General features: G+C 66.1%; 15 protein-coding genes and 2 tRNA genes. 10 read left to right on the forward strand and 7 right to left on the reverse strand.

Features of this window, described 5'->3' with window-relative positions:
• Nucleotides 1-70 precede the first annotated feature (70 nt).
• From AC3WLF_RS13730 to AC3WLF_RS13750, 5 genes are all read left to right on the forward strand, one after another.
• A complete protein-coding gene (locus tag AC3WLF_RS13730) occupies nucleotides 71-478 on the forward strand; it encodes a VOC family protein (RefSeq protein WP_010810622.1) in 408 nt (135 codons plus the stop codon).
• 165 nt (nucleotides 479-643) lie between these two features.
• A complete protein-coding gene (locus tag AC3WLF_RS13735; protein WP_340526238.1) occupies nucleotides 644-892 on the forward strand; it encodes an AbrB/MazE/SpoVT family DNA-binding domain-containing protein in 249 nt (82 codons plus the stop codon).
• On the forward strand, nucleotides 886-1,206 hold the full coding sequence (locus AC3WLF_RS13740; protein WP_492358377.1) for a type II toxin-antitoxin system PemK/MazF family toxin: 321 nt from the start codon (nucleotides 886-888) through the stop codon (nucleotides 1,204-1,206). Before AC3WLF_RS13735 ends, AC3WLF_RS13740 begins: the two co-directional genes overlap by 7 nt.
• Before the next feature lie 203 nt (nucleotides 1,207-1,409).
• Nucleotides 1,410-2,222 carry a MetQ/NlpA family ABC transporter substrate-binding protein gene (locus tag AC3WLF_RS13745; protein ID WP_492358378.1) on the forward strand — a complete coding sequence of 271 codons (813 nt, stop codon included), beginning with the start codon at nucleotides 1,410-1,412 and terminating at the stop codon, nucleotides 2,220-2,222.
• 113 nt (nucleotides 2,223-2,335) lie between these two features.
• Nucleotides 2,336-2,422 (forward strand) — tRNA-Leu (locus AC3WLF_RS13750).
• Between the two features lie 74 nt (nucleotides 2,423-2,496).
• Here AC3WLF_RS13750 and AC3WLF_RS13755 read toward each other — a convergent pair.
• Nucleotides 2,497-3,321 carry a substrate-binding domain-containing protein gene (locus AC3WLF_RS13755; RefSeq protein WP_492317892.1) on the reverse strand — a complete coding sequence of 275 codons (825 nt, stop codon included), beginning with the start codon at nucleotides 3,319-3,321 and terminating at the stop codon, nucleotides 2,497-2,499.
• A gap of 121 nt (nucleotides 3,322-3,442) precedes the next feature.
• Here AC3WLF_RS13755 and AC3WLF_RS13760 point away from each other — a divergent pair, with 121 nt between their 5' ends.
• Together AC3WLF_RS13760 and AC3WLF_RS13765 are read left to right on the forward strand one after the other, a co-directional pair.
• Nucleotides 3,443-4,348, forward strand: a complete 906-nt coding sequence (locus AC3WLF_RS13760) for a LysR family transcriptional regulator (protein WP_492317893.1) — start codon at nucleotides 3,443-3,445, stop codon at nucleotides 4,346-4,348.
• A 105-nt stretch (nucleotides 4,349-4,453) separates the two neighbouring features.
• A tRNA-Leu gene (locus AC3WLF_RS13765) sits at nucleotides 4,454-4,540 on the forward strand.
• Between the two features lie 62 nt (nucleotides 4,541-4,602).
• Here AC3WLF_RS13765 and AC3WLF_RS13770 read toward each other — a convergent pair.
• On the reverse strand, nucleotides 4,603-4,815 hold the full coding sequence (locus AC3WLF_RS13770; RefSeq protein WP_492317894.1) for a hypothetical protein: 213 nt from the start codon (nucleotides 4,813-4,815) through the stop codon (nucleotides 4,603-4,605).
• A 364-nt stretch (nucleotides 4,816-5,179) separates the two neighbouring features.
• On the opposite strand from AC3WLF_RS13770, the gene AC3WLF_RS13775 reads away from it, so the two are divergent.
• The gene (locus AC3WLF_RS13775; protein WP_492358379.1) at nucleotides 5,180-6,730 is read left to right on the forward strand and encodes a serine hydrolase; all 1,551 of its coding nucleotides are present in this window, start codon (nucleotides 5,180-5,182) and stop codon (nucleotides 6,728-6,730) included.
• Nucleotides 6,731-6,772: 42 nt separating this feature from the next.
• Nucleotides 6,773-7,642 carry a metal-dependent hydrolase gene (locus tag AC3WLF_RS13780; protein WP_492317896.1) on the forward strand — a complete coding sequence of 290 codons (870 nt, stop codon included), beginning with the start codon at nucleotides 6,773-6,775 and terminating at the stop codon, nucleotides 7,640-7,642.
• A 14-nt stretch (nucleotides 7,643-7,656) separates the two neighbouring features.
• On the opposite strand, the gene AC3WLF_RS13785 is transcribed toward AC3WLF_RS13780, so the two are convergent.
• The 5 genes from AC3WLF_RS13785 to AC3WLF_RS13805 form a co-directional block, all read right to left on the reverse strand.
• Entirely contained in the window at nucleotides 7,657-8,760 is a 1,104-nt protein-coding gene (locus tag AC3WLF_RS13785; protein WP_492317897.1) for a mandelate racemase/muconate lactonizing enzyme family protein, read from the reverse strand.
• A 107-nt stretch (nucleotides 8,761-8,867) separates the two neighbouring features.
• Entirely contained in the window at nucleotides 8,868-9,854 is a 987-nt protein-coding gene (locus tag AC3WLF_RS13790; RefSeq protein ID WP_492317898.1) for a tripartite tricarboxylate transporter substrate binding protein, read from the reverse strand.
• A 90-nt stretch (nucleotides 9,855-9,944) separates the two neighbouring features.
• Nucleotides 9,945-11,363, reverse strand: a complete 1,419-nt coding sequence (pyk, locus tag AC3WLF_RS13795; protein ID WP_492358380.1) for a pyruvate kinase — start codon at nucleotides 11,361-11,363, stop codon at nucleotides 9,945-9,947.
• The gene (locus tag AC3WLF_RS13800) at nucleotides 11,360-12,610 is read right to left on the reverse strand and encodes a glycerate kinase type-2 family protein (protein ID WP_492317948.1); all 1,251 of its coding nucleotides are present in this window, start codon (nucleotides 12,608-12,610) and stop codon (nucleotides 11,360-11,362) included. The genes pyk and AC3WLF_RS13800 overlap by 4 nt, the downstream gene beginning before the upstream one ends.
• A 58-nt stretch (nucleotides 12,611-12,668) precedes the next feature.
• Nucleotides 12,669-13,757: a tartrate dehydrogenase gene (locus AC3WLF_RS13805; RefSeq protein WP_492317900.1), complete on the reverse strand. Its 1,089-nt coding sequence runs from the start codon at nucleotides 13,755-13,757 to the stop codon at nucleotides 12,669-12,671.
• 124 nt (nucleotides 13,758-13,881) lie between these two features.
• Between AC3WLF_RS13805 and AC3WLF_RS13810 the strand changes: the two genes are divergently transcribed.
• Nucleotides 13,882-14,805 carry a LysR family transcriptional regulator gene (locus AC3WLF_RS13810; RefSeq protein WP_492317901.1) on the forward strand — a complete coding sequence of 308 codons (924 nt, stop codon included), beginning with the start codon at nucleotides 13,882-13,884 and terminating at the stop codon, nucleotides 14,803-14,805.
• Nucleotides 14,806-14,975 lie beyond the last annotated feature (170 nt).

The raw sequence follows: 14,975 nt of genomic DNA on the forward strand, positions 1-14,975 counted from the left end.
GACAGCAGTTGTCAGGAGACCCGGCGCACAATGCGGCCGCTCTCACACGGAACGCCGCCAGGAGGCTGTCATGGAGTTGCTGATCAATATCGATGTCGACGATTTGCCGCGCGGCATCGACTTCTACGCGCAGGGGCTTGGCCTGAGGCTGAACCGCAAGCTGTTCGACGGCACCGTTGCCGAAATGCTGGGCGGCAACACCCCCATCTACCTGCTCGCCAAGCCCGCCGGCACCCGCCCCACCACCCGCGCCGATACCCGCCGCGACTACCGCCGCCACTGGACCCCGGTCCACCTCGACTTCGTCGTGGCCAACCTGGAACAGGCCATCGAACGAGCGCTGGAAGCCGGCGCCGAGATCGAGGACTGGCCGCAGGATTTTGACTGGGGACGGCAGGCAAGGCTGTCGGACCCGTTCGGCCATGGCTTGTGCTTTATCGAGTGGAAGGGCCAGGGATATGGGGCGGTGGCCGGCTGAGCCAGTGGCGCCGGCGGTGCGGGAGTCTTCGGACTATTCGCGTTCCCCTGGCGTCGCCAGGATGTCACATTTCCATGCGGCATCGCGCTTGCCTGTTTCCTTGACGCCCGCGCTGTAATAACATTGTGCTGACGTCAACACTGCTCACCACCATGAGGGACAAGCATGAAAGCGACGATCCGCAAGATGGGCAACTCACAAGGTGTCCTGATCCCCAAGGCAATCCTGGCACAGCTAGGTCTGGAGAATGAAGTGGAAATGGAAATCGTGAATGACGCGCTGGTGCTCCGGCGCCCCAAGCAAGCACCGCGGCAAGGCTGGGCGGAAGCCAGCCAGGCCATCGCCGCGGCCGGTGACGACGCCCTGGTACTGGGCGATTTCCCCAACACCGACGACGCGGAGCTGAAATGGTAGCGCGCGGCGACGTCTGGCTGGTTGCGCTTGACCCGACCGTCGGCAGCGAGATCGAGAAAACGCGCCCCTGCGTCATCCTCTCGCCGCCGGAGATGCACGACTACCTGCGCACCGTCACCGTGGCGCCAATGACTACCGGCAGCAGGCCGGCACCGTTTCGTGTCCCGATAACTTTTCAGCGCAAGACTGGCCTGATCCTGCTGGACCAGCTCCGGACCGTGGACAAGTCCCGGCTGGTCAGGCGGGCCGGCGGCCTGAGTGACAGGCTCGTGGCAGACACCTTGCGGACATTGCGCGAAGCCTTTGCAGACTAAGCCGTGGCACAGAAGCATTTAATGCCGTCGATCTGGCGTCATTTAGATTCATAAGCATATGAAAAAGAAATAGACGCCAGATTCATTCCCGCTGCGCCATCTGAACGCAATTGCGTTAATCTGTGGCCCTCGCCCCGGTCAGGCGATCCCTGCCCAGGCGACTGTCTCACTCGCCACATAACCAGAATATTTCCAGAACTCCTATGCGCAGCACGTCTCTCATCAAGCGTCTGGCGGTTGCAGTGTCCGCCCTTGGTTTTATCGCCGCCGGCAGCGTCTCGGCCCAGGAACAGACCATCCGCGTCGGCACCGTCAGCGGCCCCGATGCCGAAGTCTGGCAAGTCGTCCAGAAGGTGGCCAAGCGCAATGGCCTGAACGTCAAGGTCGTCGAGTTCAACGACTACGTGCAGCCCAATGCCGCACTGGATGCCGGCGACCTGGACGCCAACAGCTTCCAGCACCAGCCCTACCTGGACAGCCAGGTCAAGCAGCGCGGCTACAAGATGCAGAGCGTGGGCTACACCTATATCTCGCCGCTCGGTATCTACGCGAAGAACCTGAAGTCGCCGAAGGACCTGCCGCAAGGCGCCAAGGTGGCCGTGCCCAACGACCCGTCCAATGAAAACCGCGCCCTGCTGCTGCTCCAGTCGCAAGGCGTGATCAAGCTGAAGGCGGGCGCCGGCACCAATGGTGTCAATGCCACCCCGCTGGACGTGGCCGAGAACCCGAAGAAGCTGAAGCTCGTGGAACTGGATGCAGCCCAGCTGGCCCGTGCCCTGCCCGACGTCAGCGCCGCCGTGATCAACACCAACTATGCGCTCGCTGCCGGCCTGCAGCCGACCAAGGACGCGATCGCGCTGGAAGACATCCACAGCCCGTACGCCAACATCATCGTCGTGCGCACGCAGGACAAGGACAAGCCGTGGGTCAAGAAGCTGGTGGCAGCGTACCAGTCTGAAGACGTGCGCCAGTTCATGAAGGCCCAGTACAAGGGCGCGATGGTGCCGTCGTTCTGATTGCCCGTGGCGCATCCGGATCGCCGTAACGCGGTCCGGCCAGCGATGCTGCGTGTGCTCGCCGGAGGTGCTTGCAAATTTGTGAACCTTCGGTAAAATGCGCCGCTCACCTTGCCCAGGTGGCGGAATTGGTAGACGCACTAGGTTCAGGTCCTAGCGGTGGCAACACTGTGGAGGTTCGAGTCCTCTCCTGGGCACCAAGTTTTAAAGCGAGAAGCCCGCACGAAAGTGCGGGCTTTTTGTTTTTGCGGCCGCCAACCGGTATTGAAGCGGCTTAGCGTTTTTGTGGCTGCCCCAGAACCGGCGGCGCCGGTGGCGGCAGCGGCGTGGCAACCGGCTCCAGCCCGGTCGTTCGCACGATGGTGGCTGCCGCCGGGGACGCCAGGAACTGAACAAACCGCGAAGCCGCCGCGCTCTGGTGGCCCGCCACCATCCCGGCGGAGAAGAAGACCCGCTGCTGCAGTTCGGCTGGCAGCGGGCCGACGAAATCCAGCTCCCTGAACGGCAGCAGCTCGCTGACTTGCTGGAAGCCGATTTCCGCATCGCCACGGGCCACCACGGCGCCGACGCGCTCGCTGTTGATCTTGCGGGCCTTGTCCTTGATCTGGTCCGCGACGCCGAGCCGGTGGAACAATTCACCGGACAGGTAAGTCCCGCTGGCGCTGGCTGAATACGCAATCGATTTAGCGTTGAGCAAGGTCTGCTTCAAGCCCTCTGCGGTGCTGATATCGGGCTTGGGCGTGCCCTTGCGGACCGACATGCCGATCAGCGACTGCGCCAGGTCCACCCGGCTGCCCGCTGCCACCTTGCCCTCCGATATCAGCTTGTCGAGACCCGAGTCCGCCAGGATCACCACATCGAAGGTCTCGCCGCGTGCCAGCCGGCTGGGGATGGAATCGGGTGCATTGCCCATCGACGCGCCGTAGGCGGTGATGATCCGGTCCTGCGTGGCGGCTTCATACAGCGGCACCAGTTGCTGGTATGCCGCGGTGAAACCACCCGAGGTAATCACTCGGATATCGTCGGCCCAGGCGGGCGCGGCCAGCCATAGCAGGAAAACCAGTGCGGCCTTTCTGGCGGCCAGGGCAGTCAGCTTCATTTTCGTCTCCGTGATCTCGTTGCTGGCGCCGCAAGAGCGCCTGTCTTCCTCGTTCTTCTGCGTTGCCAGAGTATTCTCGTAACACTATTCTGTGAATTGCAATGTTCTGATGGTTTCATGCATGTCACGCATCAATTTCGCCCTTGAGGATTTGCAGGCATTTATCGCCACGGCGGAGAAAGGCAGTTTCCGGGTGGCCGCCGAGACCCTGCATATCTCGCAACCCGCGCTGAGCCGCAGGATCGACAAGCTTGAAAAGACGCTCGGCTCACGCCTGCTGGAGCGCACCACCCGCCGCGTGGAGATGACACACGTCGGCAGGCAGTTCCTGGAGGAAGCGCGGACTGCCCTGGATATTCTCGACAGCGCCGTATTCCGCCTTGGTGACGAAGCCGCGCTCCGGCGCGGGCTGGTGACGGTGGCGGCGATACCGTCTGCCGCGGTGCATCTGCTGCCCGAAGCCATCAGCGTGTTTGCCGCCCGTCATCCTGGCGTGCGCGTGCGTGTGATCGACGAAAGCGCCAACGCGGTGCTGTCCAGCGTGCTGTCGGGCGAATCGGACTTCGGGCTCAACTTCATGGGTTCCCAGGAACCCAATATCGAGTTCCGCCCGATCCGTATCGAACCCTACAGGCTGGTGTTGCGGCGCGACCATCCCTGGGCCCAGCGCAAGTCGGTCGCGTGGGCGGACCTGGCGGGGCAGCGCATGGCCGGCGTGTCCAGGCAAAGCGGCAATCGCGCCCTGATCGAGAATGCCATCGCCCATCTTGAACAGCGCCCGACCATCTATTACGAAGCCAACCACGTGGTTGGCGTGCTGGCGCTGGTGGAAGCCCGCCTCGGCATGGCCGTGCTGCCGGGCCTGGCACTGCCACGCGATCATCCCCGCCTGTGCGCCATCGCGCTGACCGAGCCTGCCGTGGACCGTATCCTGGCGCTGATACGCCGTCGCGACCGGGCGTTGCAGCCTGCGGCCAAGGCGCTGTTTGACATCCTCACTTCCGACGCTGACGTGTCCACCGATTGACCAGCAACAGCGGCCTCACCGCAGCTCAAACTGGATTTCTTGCGCCAAAGCCGGCCGAGGGACTTGCAAAATCCGCAGCGCGCTGTAAAATCCGGCGCTCACCTTGCCCAGGTGGCGGAATTGGTAGACGCACTAGGTTCAGGTCCTAGCGGTGGCAACACTGTGGAGGTTCGAGTCCTCTCCTGGGCACCAGAGATTCAAGCAGAAAGCCCGTACGAAAGTGCGGGCTTTTTGTTTTTGCCGCGGCGAATGCTTCAATCATCCGCGCACAGCTTTGCCGCCGTATGGTCCAGCTGCGCCTTCACCATTGCCAGCAGCGAATACACGTTGTGGCAGCCCTCCGACCGTTCGCTCTCGATTTCAACCAGCAACAGGATGGCACTCAGCCCGGCGCTGATTTGCTCAAAGGACTCGATGGTGCCGGCCGGGACGATATGCCGGACATCTGCAGGGTGATGAGTAGACATTTGCATCGCGCTTTTCTCCTTTAGAGAACGCCCGCCTGCCCAAGTGTGAAGAAGGTGGCGGGCCAGACAACGGGGGTGACATTGCCGGTGCAACAATGACGGAAAACCGGCCAGCCATAAGGCTGCCCCGCCCGGCCCGCCGTGGAAAACGGCCTGCCCGCGGATTTTTTTACCTGGTCATTGTTGCTTTGCCGGGTTGTCACCCCCGCTCACCGAACCCTTCGGTGAGGCTTGCAGTTTCCCGCTCCCGCCATCGTGCTGCGATAAGACGTTTCGCATTCGCCACTCCCCGCCCTATCGCCTACAGTATTCCTATCCAAGGGCGCGGCCGAGCCGCCTGACCGAAGAACTGCGGAGAACCACCGTGGGCAAACTGCAAGAGCGTCGCCGTTTCCTGGGAGCCGCGCTGGGCGGCCTGCTGGTCCCTGCCCTGCCCGCCTGCGGCGGGGATGATGACGATCCGCCCAAACCGCCCGATCCAGTTCCCGAATCCCAGATCACCCAGGCCATTGCCCAGGTCGACAAGCTGGCCGCTGACCTGATGGCCAGTTCCGGCGTGCCGGGCATGGCCGTCGCCGTGGTGCGCGGCAATCAAACCGTTTACGCCAAAGGCTTTGGCCGCAGGCTGGTAACCGACCCCGCGCCGGTCGATGCCGACACTGTGTTCCAGCTTGCGTCGGTGTCAAAGCCTATCGGGGCAACCGTGGTGGCCCGGCAGGTCGGCCGCGGCGGCATCAGTTGGGATACGCCGGTGCGCGCGCACCTGCCGTGGTTCGCGCTCGCGGAACCGGAAGTCACGGAAGCCGTCACCATTGGCGATCTCTACGCCCATCGCTCCGGCCTGCCCGACCACGCCGGCGACCGCCTTGAAGACATGGGCTACGACCGCCAGCAGGTGCTGACGCGCCTGCGCTTCCTGCCGCTGCATCCGTTCCGGGCGGTCTATGCGTACACCAACTTTGGCATGACCGCCGCCGCCGAGGCCGTGGCCACCGCGGCCGGCATCGACTGGGCCACGCTGTCCGAGCAGGCCATCTACCAACCGCTGGGCATGGCGCGCACCAGTTCGCGCTACGCCGACTTTGCCGCGCGCGACAACCGCGCCCTCGGCCATATCAGGATCAACGGCGCCTGGGTGCAAGGCATGGGCACGATGCCGGATGCGCAGTCGCCCGCCGGTGGCGTCAGCTCATCCGTCAACGACATGGCGAAATGGCTGGCGATGCTGCTCGCCAAAGGCGAGTTCGCAGGCCAGCGCATCGTCGACGCCGCCGCGCTGGCACCCGCGCTGAGCCAGCAGATGCAAAGCAGTCCGCCCGTCAGCGGACGGCCGGCCGGCTACTACGGCTATGGCTTCAATGTCGGCACGACCGAACTCGGGCTGACCTCCTATAGCCACTCCGGTGCGTTCGCGGTGGGCGCGGCCACCAACTTTACCGCGGTGCCGTCGCTGAACCTGGCCATCGTGACGCTGACCAATGGCTATCCCATCGGCGTCCCGGAAACCCTGAACGCACAATTCTTCGATCTCGTGCAGTACGGCGCCATCCGGCGCGACTGGGGCAAGATCTACGGCGATGCGCTTGCGCCGCTGCTGGCACCGGAAGGCCGGCTGGTGGGCCAGGCACCCCCGGCCAACCCGCTGCCGGCGCGCGCACTCTCGGCTTACACCGGCACCTACCAGAACGACTACTACGGTCCGCTGCAGGTGGCCGACCAGGGCGGCACGCTGGTGATGACGCTGGGCGCCACCCCTCTCACCTTGCCGCTGAGCCACTGGGACGGCGACGTCTTTACCTTCACGCTCAATAGCGAGAACGCGACGCCGGGCACGATCTCGCAGGCGGCGTTCTCCAGCGACCGCGTGTGGCTGGAGTATTACGACCACGAAGGATTGGGCATGTTTGTCCGCTAGTACTGCAAGTTGCCAGGCCAATTCATCCAGGGAAGAAAGACCATGACCAGACTGCGCGCCGTTCTCCTCGCCACCGGCATCGCCCTGCTCGGCGCCTGCGCCGCGCCCACGCCGCCAGCGGAGGCCCAGCGCCCGATGCCGGCCGGCCAGCCCACCGCCGGCAAGGCCGAAGTGCTGTGGCTGGGCCAGGCCGCCACGCGCATCACCACGCCCGGCGGCAAGGTCATCGTGGTCGACCCATGGCTCACCACCAATCCCAAGACGCCGCCAGGCTTCAAGCAGCTCTCGGCGCTGGGCAAGGTCGACCTGATCCTGGTCACGCACGCCCACAGCGACCACCTGGGCGATGCCCCCGCCCTGGCCAGGCTGACCAACGCGCCGATCTACAACGGCGGCGGCCTGGGCCAGGCCCTGGTCAGCCTGGGCATGGTCCCGGCCGCGCAGGCGCAGCGCTTCGGCAAGAGCGGCACGGTCATGCCCTTTGGCCCGACCGGCCCCAGAATCACCGCAGTGCATGCCGAGCACTCGTCGGAACTGGCGCTGAAGAACCCCGCCACCGGCAAGGACGAAACCCACTACGGCGGTGAGCCCGTCGGCTACATCATCGAGCTGGAGAACGGCTTCAAGATCTGGCACATGGGCGATACGGGACTGTTCGGTGACATGCGGCTGATCGGCGAGGTCTACAAACCCGATCTCGTGCTGATCCCCATTGGCGGCCATTTCACCATGGGACCGCAGGAAGCCGCCATCGCGGTGCGCGACCTGATCCGGCCGCGCTTTGCGATTCCGATCCACTATCAGACCTCGCCGCAGTTGAGCGGGACACCGGAGGCGTTCAAGGCGGCGCTGGGCGCTGGCGCCGCGGCAAGCGTGATCGTGCCGCAGCCGGGGGAGAAGGTGGATTTCTGATGCCGGGATGATGCTCACGCAACGCGATAGCGCCGGATGACCTCCGGATCCGGGTCGATGCCCAGGCCCGGGCCAGCGGGTACCGCGATCATGCCATCGCGCGGCACCACGGCATCGCCAAGCACCTGCGCCTCCATGTCGAAGTAGCGCCATTCGATCATGGCCGCGGCATCCCCCAGCGCTGCCGTGGCATGCATGCTGGCCAGCAGCCCCGGGCCGTCGTAGAAGGTATGGACCATCACTTGCGTGTTGTGCGCCTCGGCCAGCGCAAAGACGTTGCGCAAGGCGCTGATGCCACCCATCTTGGCCGGGCTGGGTTGCACCACATCGACGGCGCCCACGCTGAGCAGGTGCTGGAACTCCATCAGCGTGGTGGCATTCTCGCCGGCGGCGACCGGGATGGCGCACTGCTGGCGCAGGGCGGCCAGTCCGGCGTAGTTCTCCGGCGGCCACAGGGGCTCTTCCAGCCACCGTAGCGACAAGGGTTCCAGCGCGCGCGCCATGTCGATGGCCTCATGGAGCGGCCACGGGCAGTTCGTATCCAGCGTGATCTCGATGTCCGGGCCCGCCGCTTCGCGGGCGGCGCGGATGACCGCGAGGTCGACCTCATGCAGCTTCAGGCTCCGGTAGCCATCGGCGATGGCGCGCCTGACATTGACCGCTATCGTTTCGGGATCGGCATACCGGATCAGGCTGGCATAGGCAGGCAGGCGGTCCCGGCGCGCGCCCCCGAGCAGCTGGTGAACGGGCAGCCCGGCCGCTTTGCCGCAAAGGTCCCACAGGGCGATATCGAGCGCGGACAGCCCGTAGAAGATGGCCCCGCTGCGCCCGAAGACATGGAACCTGCGTTGCAGGTCCAGGCCGATGGCATCGATCCGGGTTGCGTCCCGGCCGATGCAGGCAGGCGCCAGCATCTGTTCGATGGCCGCCTTGACCGCCGGAATCCCCACGAAGCCGAAGGTCTCGCCCCAGCCGACCAGCCCATCGTCGGTCGTCACCTTGAGCAGCAGCGAGTCGGCGGCCTGCATCCCGGCGCCGCCCCAGACGCCCGCGGCGGAAACGCCGCCCACCGTGAACGGAATGCGCAGGACGATGGCTTCGATGCTCGCGATCTTCATGGCGCCCTCCCTCCGTTACCCGCAGTCCGCCCGTGCAACGCATAAGGCGATGCCGGGCAGAGTTCAATATAGGCGAGAAGGCAAGCAACCGAATGAGCGCGGGTCGCCTACTCGATCGTCACCTTCCCGTCCTTCACCAGCCTGGCGAACTTGACCGTCTCGTCCTGGATCCGCTTGGCAAACTCCTGCGGCGTGCTCGCCATCGGCTCGGCCCCGACCGCCACCATGCGCTGCTGGAAGTCCGGCGATTTCACGATCTTGACGATCTCGGCGTTCAGCCGCGTCACGATGGGCGCCGGCGTGGCGGCCGGCGCCAGCACGCCGAACCAGGTGCCGATATCGAAGCCCTTCAGCCCCGCCTCTTCCAGCGTCGGCACATCAGGCAGGACGCTGGAGCGCCGCGCTGTAGTCACTGCAAGGGCGCGCAGCTTGCCCGACTTGATGTGCTGCAGCACCGGCGTCAGGGTATCGAACGACATCGTTACCTGTCCGCCGAGCAGATCCGTCGTCAGCGGACCACTGCCCTTGTAAGGCACGTGCAGCAGCGGCGCACCGGTCGCGGCCTGGAACTGGGTGCCGATCAGGTGCTGCGCGGTGCCGTTGCCATTGGAGCCATAGGCAAACTCCGGCGCTGCCTTCTTCGCCAGGGCCACCAGTTCACTGACGTCCTTCGCCGGCGTCTTGGCGGCATTGATGACCAGCACGTTGGGCACCATGGCGACCGTGGCGATGGGCGCCAGGTCCTTCTGGAAGCTGTAGGGCAGCTTCTTGTAGACGCTGCTGGCAATCGTATGGTGGACCGCGCCCATCAGCAGGGTGTAGCCGTCCGGCTTGCCCTTGGCGACGTAGTCCGCGCCCACGGTGGCGCCGGCGCCGGGCCGGTTCTCGACGATCACGGGCTGGCCCAGGCTCTTCGACAACTGGTCGCCCAGCGCGCGGGCCAGCACGTCGGTAGTCCCGCCCGACGGGAACGGCACCACCAGGGTGATCGGCTTGGCCGGCCATTCCTGTGCCAGGCAAGTGCCGCTTAGGATAAAGCCGGCTGCCAGCACGGCCACACCGGAAATACGACGCACGAGTTCAGTACCACGCATGCTTTGTCTCCTGAATGTTCTATGTTTGCAGCCGGTTTTCGGCTGATTGATGCCTTGATGGCTCCTTGGTCCCCCTGCCCGATGCCTGCCTTACTGGACCTGCGCGATGCGCAGCAGGTTGGTGGTGCCGGCCACCGTGAACGGCAGGCCGGCCGAGATGACGATCTGCTGCCCGGCCACGCCAAACTGCTCCTTCAGCACGGTGCGGCTCGCCAGGTTGGTCATCTCCAGCACATCGACCACTTCATGACAGAGCACCGCGTGCACACCCCAGGCCAGCGCCAGCCGGCGCGCGGTGGCGATCCGCGGCGTCATGCCCAGGATCGGCACTTCAGGCCGCTCGCGCGCCATCCGCAGCGCGGAGTAGCCTGAGCTGGTGTAGGTGACCGCGGCCGGCACGCGCAGCAGGTTGGCCACGTGCCTGACGGCATAGCCGATGGCGTCGGCGGCTTCCGCGCGCGGCGCCGAGTGCGATGCCTGGATGGCTTCGTGGTAATGCGGATCCGATTCGGTGCGCGTGATGATGCTGTCCATCATCCGCACCGCCTCCACCGGATAGCTGCCCGATGCCGATTCCGCGGACAGCATCACGGCGTCGGCGCCGTCGTAGATCGCGGTTGCCACATCGGACGCTTCGGCGCGCGTCGGCACCGGCGCGGCCACCATCAACTCCAGCATCTGGGTCGCGACGATCACCGGCTTGCCGGCCTTGCGGCAGGCGCGCACGATGCGCTTCTGCAGCGACGGCACCTGCTCCGCCGGCATCTCGACGCCCAGGTCGCCGCGCGCGACCATGACCGCATCCGATGCCGCCACGATCGCTTCCAGGCTCTGGATGGCGGCCGGCTTTTCCAGCTTGGCGACGATGCCGGCGCGGCCGTCCACGATCTGCCGGATCTCCTCGATATCCTCGGCGCGCTGCACGAACGACAGTGCAATCCAGTCCACGCCCAGCGACAGCCCGAAGTCCAGGTCGCGCCGGTCCTTCTCGGTCATCGCCGACAGCGGCAGCACTACGCCGGGCACGTTGACGCCCTTGCGGTCGGACAGGGTGCCGCCATTGATCACGGTGGTTTCCGCGCACTCCGGGCCGCAGCGCTCGACGCGCAGGCGCACGCGCCCATCGTCGACCAGCAGCTCCCCCCCGGGCTGCAGCGCCGCGAAGATCTCCGCATGCGGCAGGCTGACCCGCTTCGCGGAGCCCGGCACGCTGGCATCGAGATCGAGCCGGAACGCGGCCTGCGCGGCGAGTTGCACCGGGCCGTTAGCAAAGGTGCCGATGCGCAGCTTGGGCCCTTGCAGGTCCAGCAGCACGCCGATGGGCCGGCCACGCGCTTGCTCGATGGCGCGGATGCTTTGCAGCCGATGCTGATGGTCTGCTTGGGTGCCGTGGCTGAAGTTGAGGCGGAACACATCGGCGCCCGCGTCAAAGAGGCGCTCGATCATGGCCGGGTCGGTACTGGCCGGACCCAGCGTGGCCACGATCTTGGCATTGCGAAGGCGTCTCATGCGGAGGCTCCGGAAGCGCGCGTCAGCAAGATCGCGCGGAAGTCGTTGACATTGGTCAGCGTGGGACCGGTGATCACGGCATCCCCCAGCGCCTCGAAAAATCCATGGCCGTCGTTGGCGGCGAGCGCATCCTGCGGACGCAGTCCGGCGCGCCAGGCGCGTTCCAGCGTGTCGGGGCCGATCACCGCACCGGCGATCTCTTCCTGGCCGTCGACGCCGTCGGTGTCGCCCGCAATCGCATGGAGGCCGGGTTCTCCGCGCAGCGTCAGCGCCAGCGACAGCAGGAATTCCACGTTCCTGCCGCCCCGGCCCGCGCCCCGCACCGTGACCGTGGTCTCGCCGCCGGACAGCAGCACGCACGGTGCCGCAAACGGCTGGCCATGCCTGGCCGCCGCCAGCGCGATACCGCCCATGACCTTGCCGACATCGCGGGCTTCGCCTTCGATGGCGTCGCCCAGGACGTGCACCGCGAAGCCCGCGTCGCGGCCCACCTGCGCGGCCGCTTCCAGCGCCAGCCGGGGCGTGGCGATGAACTCGGTGCGGATGCGCGGCAGGCGCGGGTCGCCGGGCTTGAGCGTCTCGGCCGCGTCGGACGCCAGCACGGCCATCACATTGGGCGGCAGGTCAATCGCATACCGTTTGACGATGTCCAACGCATCGGCGCGCGTGGTCGGGTCAGGCACGGTCGGGCCCGAGGCGATATCGATGGGGTCATCGCCCGGCACATCGGAAATCAGCAGGTTCAGCACGCGCGCCGGATGGCACGCGGCTGCCAGCCGGCCGCCCTTGATGGCGGACAGGTGCCGGCGCACGCAATTCATCTCGGAAATCGTCGCGCCGGACTTGAGCAGCGCGCGATTGACGCGCTGCTTGTCGTCAAGCGTGATGCCGGCAAGCGGCAGCGGCAGCAGCGACGATCCGCCGCCTGAGACCAGGCAGATCACCAGGTCGTCCTCGCCCAGGCCCGCCACCATCGCCAGCATGCGCTGCGAAGCGGCCAGCCCGGCATCATCCGGCACCGGATGAGCGGCCTCCACGATCTCGATGCGCGAGCACGGCACCGCATAGCCGTAGCGGGTAACGACCAGGCCTTCAAGCGGCCCGTGCCATGCCGCTTCCAGCGCGCTCGCCATCGCCGCCGAGGCCTTGCCCGCGCCAATGACGACGGTGCGTCCGCGCGGCGGCGGCGGCAGGTGCCGCGCCAGGGTCCTGGCCGGCTGGGCGGCGGCGACCGCCGCCTCGAACATGCGCCGCAGCAACACGCTGGGCTCGGAATATTGCAGGCTCACGAAACCGCCCTTGCGCTCAGGCGGCCTTCGCTTGCTGGCCAGCGGCAAGCAAGTCGCACACCGCCCTGGTCACTTCAGCGGTAGTCGCCTTGCCGCCGAGGTCGCCGGTATGCAGCGCGGGGTTGGCGGTGACGGTTTCGACGGCCTGCATCACGCGCTGCGCCGCCTCGTTCTCGCCCAGGTGTTCCAGCAGCATGACCACCGACCAGAAGGTGCCGACCGGGTTGGCCAGGCCCTTGCCCATGATGTCGAAAGCCGAGCCGTGGATGGGTTCGAACATCGACGGGTAGCGGCGCTCCGGATCGATATTGCCGGTCGGGGCGATGCCCAGGCTGCCGGCCAGCGCCGCCGCCAGGTCGCTCAGGATGTCGGCATGCAGGTTGGTGGCGACGATGGTGTCCAGCGAGGCCGGACGGTTCACCATGCGCGCCGTGGCCGCATCGACCAGTTCCTTGTCCCAGGTAACGTCCGGGAAGTCCCTGGCCACCTGCACGGCCACCTCGTCCCACATCACCATGGCGTGGCGCTGCGCGTTGGACTTGGTGATCACCGTCAGCAGCTTGCGCGGACGCGACTGGGCCAGCTTGAAGGCAAAGCGCAAGACGCGCTCCACCCCTACGCGGGTCATCATGCTGACGTCGGTGGCCGCCTCGATCGGGTGGCCCTGGTGCACGCGGCCGCCCACGCCCGAATACTCGCCTTCCGAGTTCTCGCGCACGATCACCCAGTTCAGGTCTTCCGCGGCACAGCGCTTGAGCGGCACATCGATGCCGGGCAGGATGCGCGTCGGGCGCACGTTGGCGTACTGATCGAAGCCCTGGCAGATCTTCAGGCGCAGGCCCCACAGCGTGATGTGATCCGGAATATGCGGGTCGCCGGCGGAGCCGAACAGGATGGCATCCTTGTCGCGCAGCGCATCCAGGCCGTCGGCGGGCATCATCACGCCGTGCTGGCGGTAGTAGTCGCCACCCCAGTCGAAGTCTTCGAACTCAAAGCGGAAGTCAGCACCGGCAGCCGCCAGCGCCTCCATCACTTCACGGCCGGCCGGCACCACCTCCTTGCCAATGCCATCGCCGGGGATCGTTGCAATGCAGTACGTCTTCATCCGTGTCTCCTGGTCCAGATCGATTCAAATACGAGTTGAGTGCATGGGGCGGATTCTGGGCCGTGGACAAGGTTTTGGATCGCTTGTAGAGTTAAACCATTGTTAACCTCAAATTAAAGATGGAATGGCGCTATCGTCCGGCATCCAACCGTCAGAACTGGGATTCTTCACGTCGGTGGCCACGGCAGGCAGCCTGAGCGCGGCCGCGCGCGACCTTGGGATCACTACCGCCGCGGTCAGCAAGCGGCTGGCGCAGATGGAGGCGCGCATCGGCATGCCGCTGGTGACGCGCACCACGCGGCGCATGAGCCTGACGCCGGAGGGCGAGGTCTACCTGGAGCACGCGCGGCGCATCCTCAGCGAGATCGACGACCTGGACCAGATCCTGACCCGCTCAAAGGGCCGGCCGAGCGGCCTGCTGCGGGTCAATGCCACGCTGGGGTTCGGGCGCATGCATGTGGCGCCGGTGATTTCCGAGTATGTCGCCACCTACCCCGAGGTCGATGTCCAGCTCCAGCTGTCCGCCGACCCGCCGCCGCTGACCGAAGATGCCTTCGACGTCTGCGTCCGCTTCGGCCAGCCGCCCGACGCCCGCATCGTGGCCCGGAAGCTGGCGCCGAACCGGCGCCTGCTATGCGCCTCGCCCAAGTACCTGCGCAGCCACGGCACCCCGCACACGCCCGCCGACCTGCGCCAGCACAATTGCATCGGCATCCGCCAGGGCAGCGACGCCTATGGCGTGTGGCGCCTGACCTCAGGCAAAGGAACCAAGGCGCGGACCGAATCGGTCCATGTGCGCGGCAACCTCACCACCAATGACGGCGAGATCGCGGTCAACTGGGCGCTGCAAGGCCACGGCATCCTGATGCGCGCCGAGTGGGACATCGAGCGGTTCCTGCGCAGTGGCCGCCTGGTGCAGGTACTGCCGCAATACGCGACGCCGGAGGCGGACATCTATGCCGTCTACCAGCAGCGGCACCAGTTGTCGTCCCGGATCCGGCTGTTCGTGGAGTTCCTGGCGGCCAAGTTCAGTGAGTTTGGGAAGTAAACGCAGCAGGTTGTTTTCCGGCGTCCGGGCCGCCAGGCGTGGATTCGAATCAATCGACCGGAAAGGGACAGAAGCGCCCCAACCTCGGGCCCGCGCCGCGACACCCCCTGTGGAATCCCACAGGGTGCCCGCTCCACCACCCTGGCCTTTCACTATTCTCGCCCAAGGCA

The organism is Cupriavidus sp. FW306-01-F10A, from assembly GCF_058782785.1.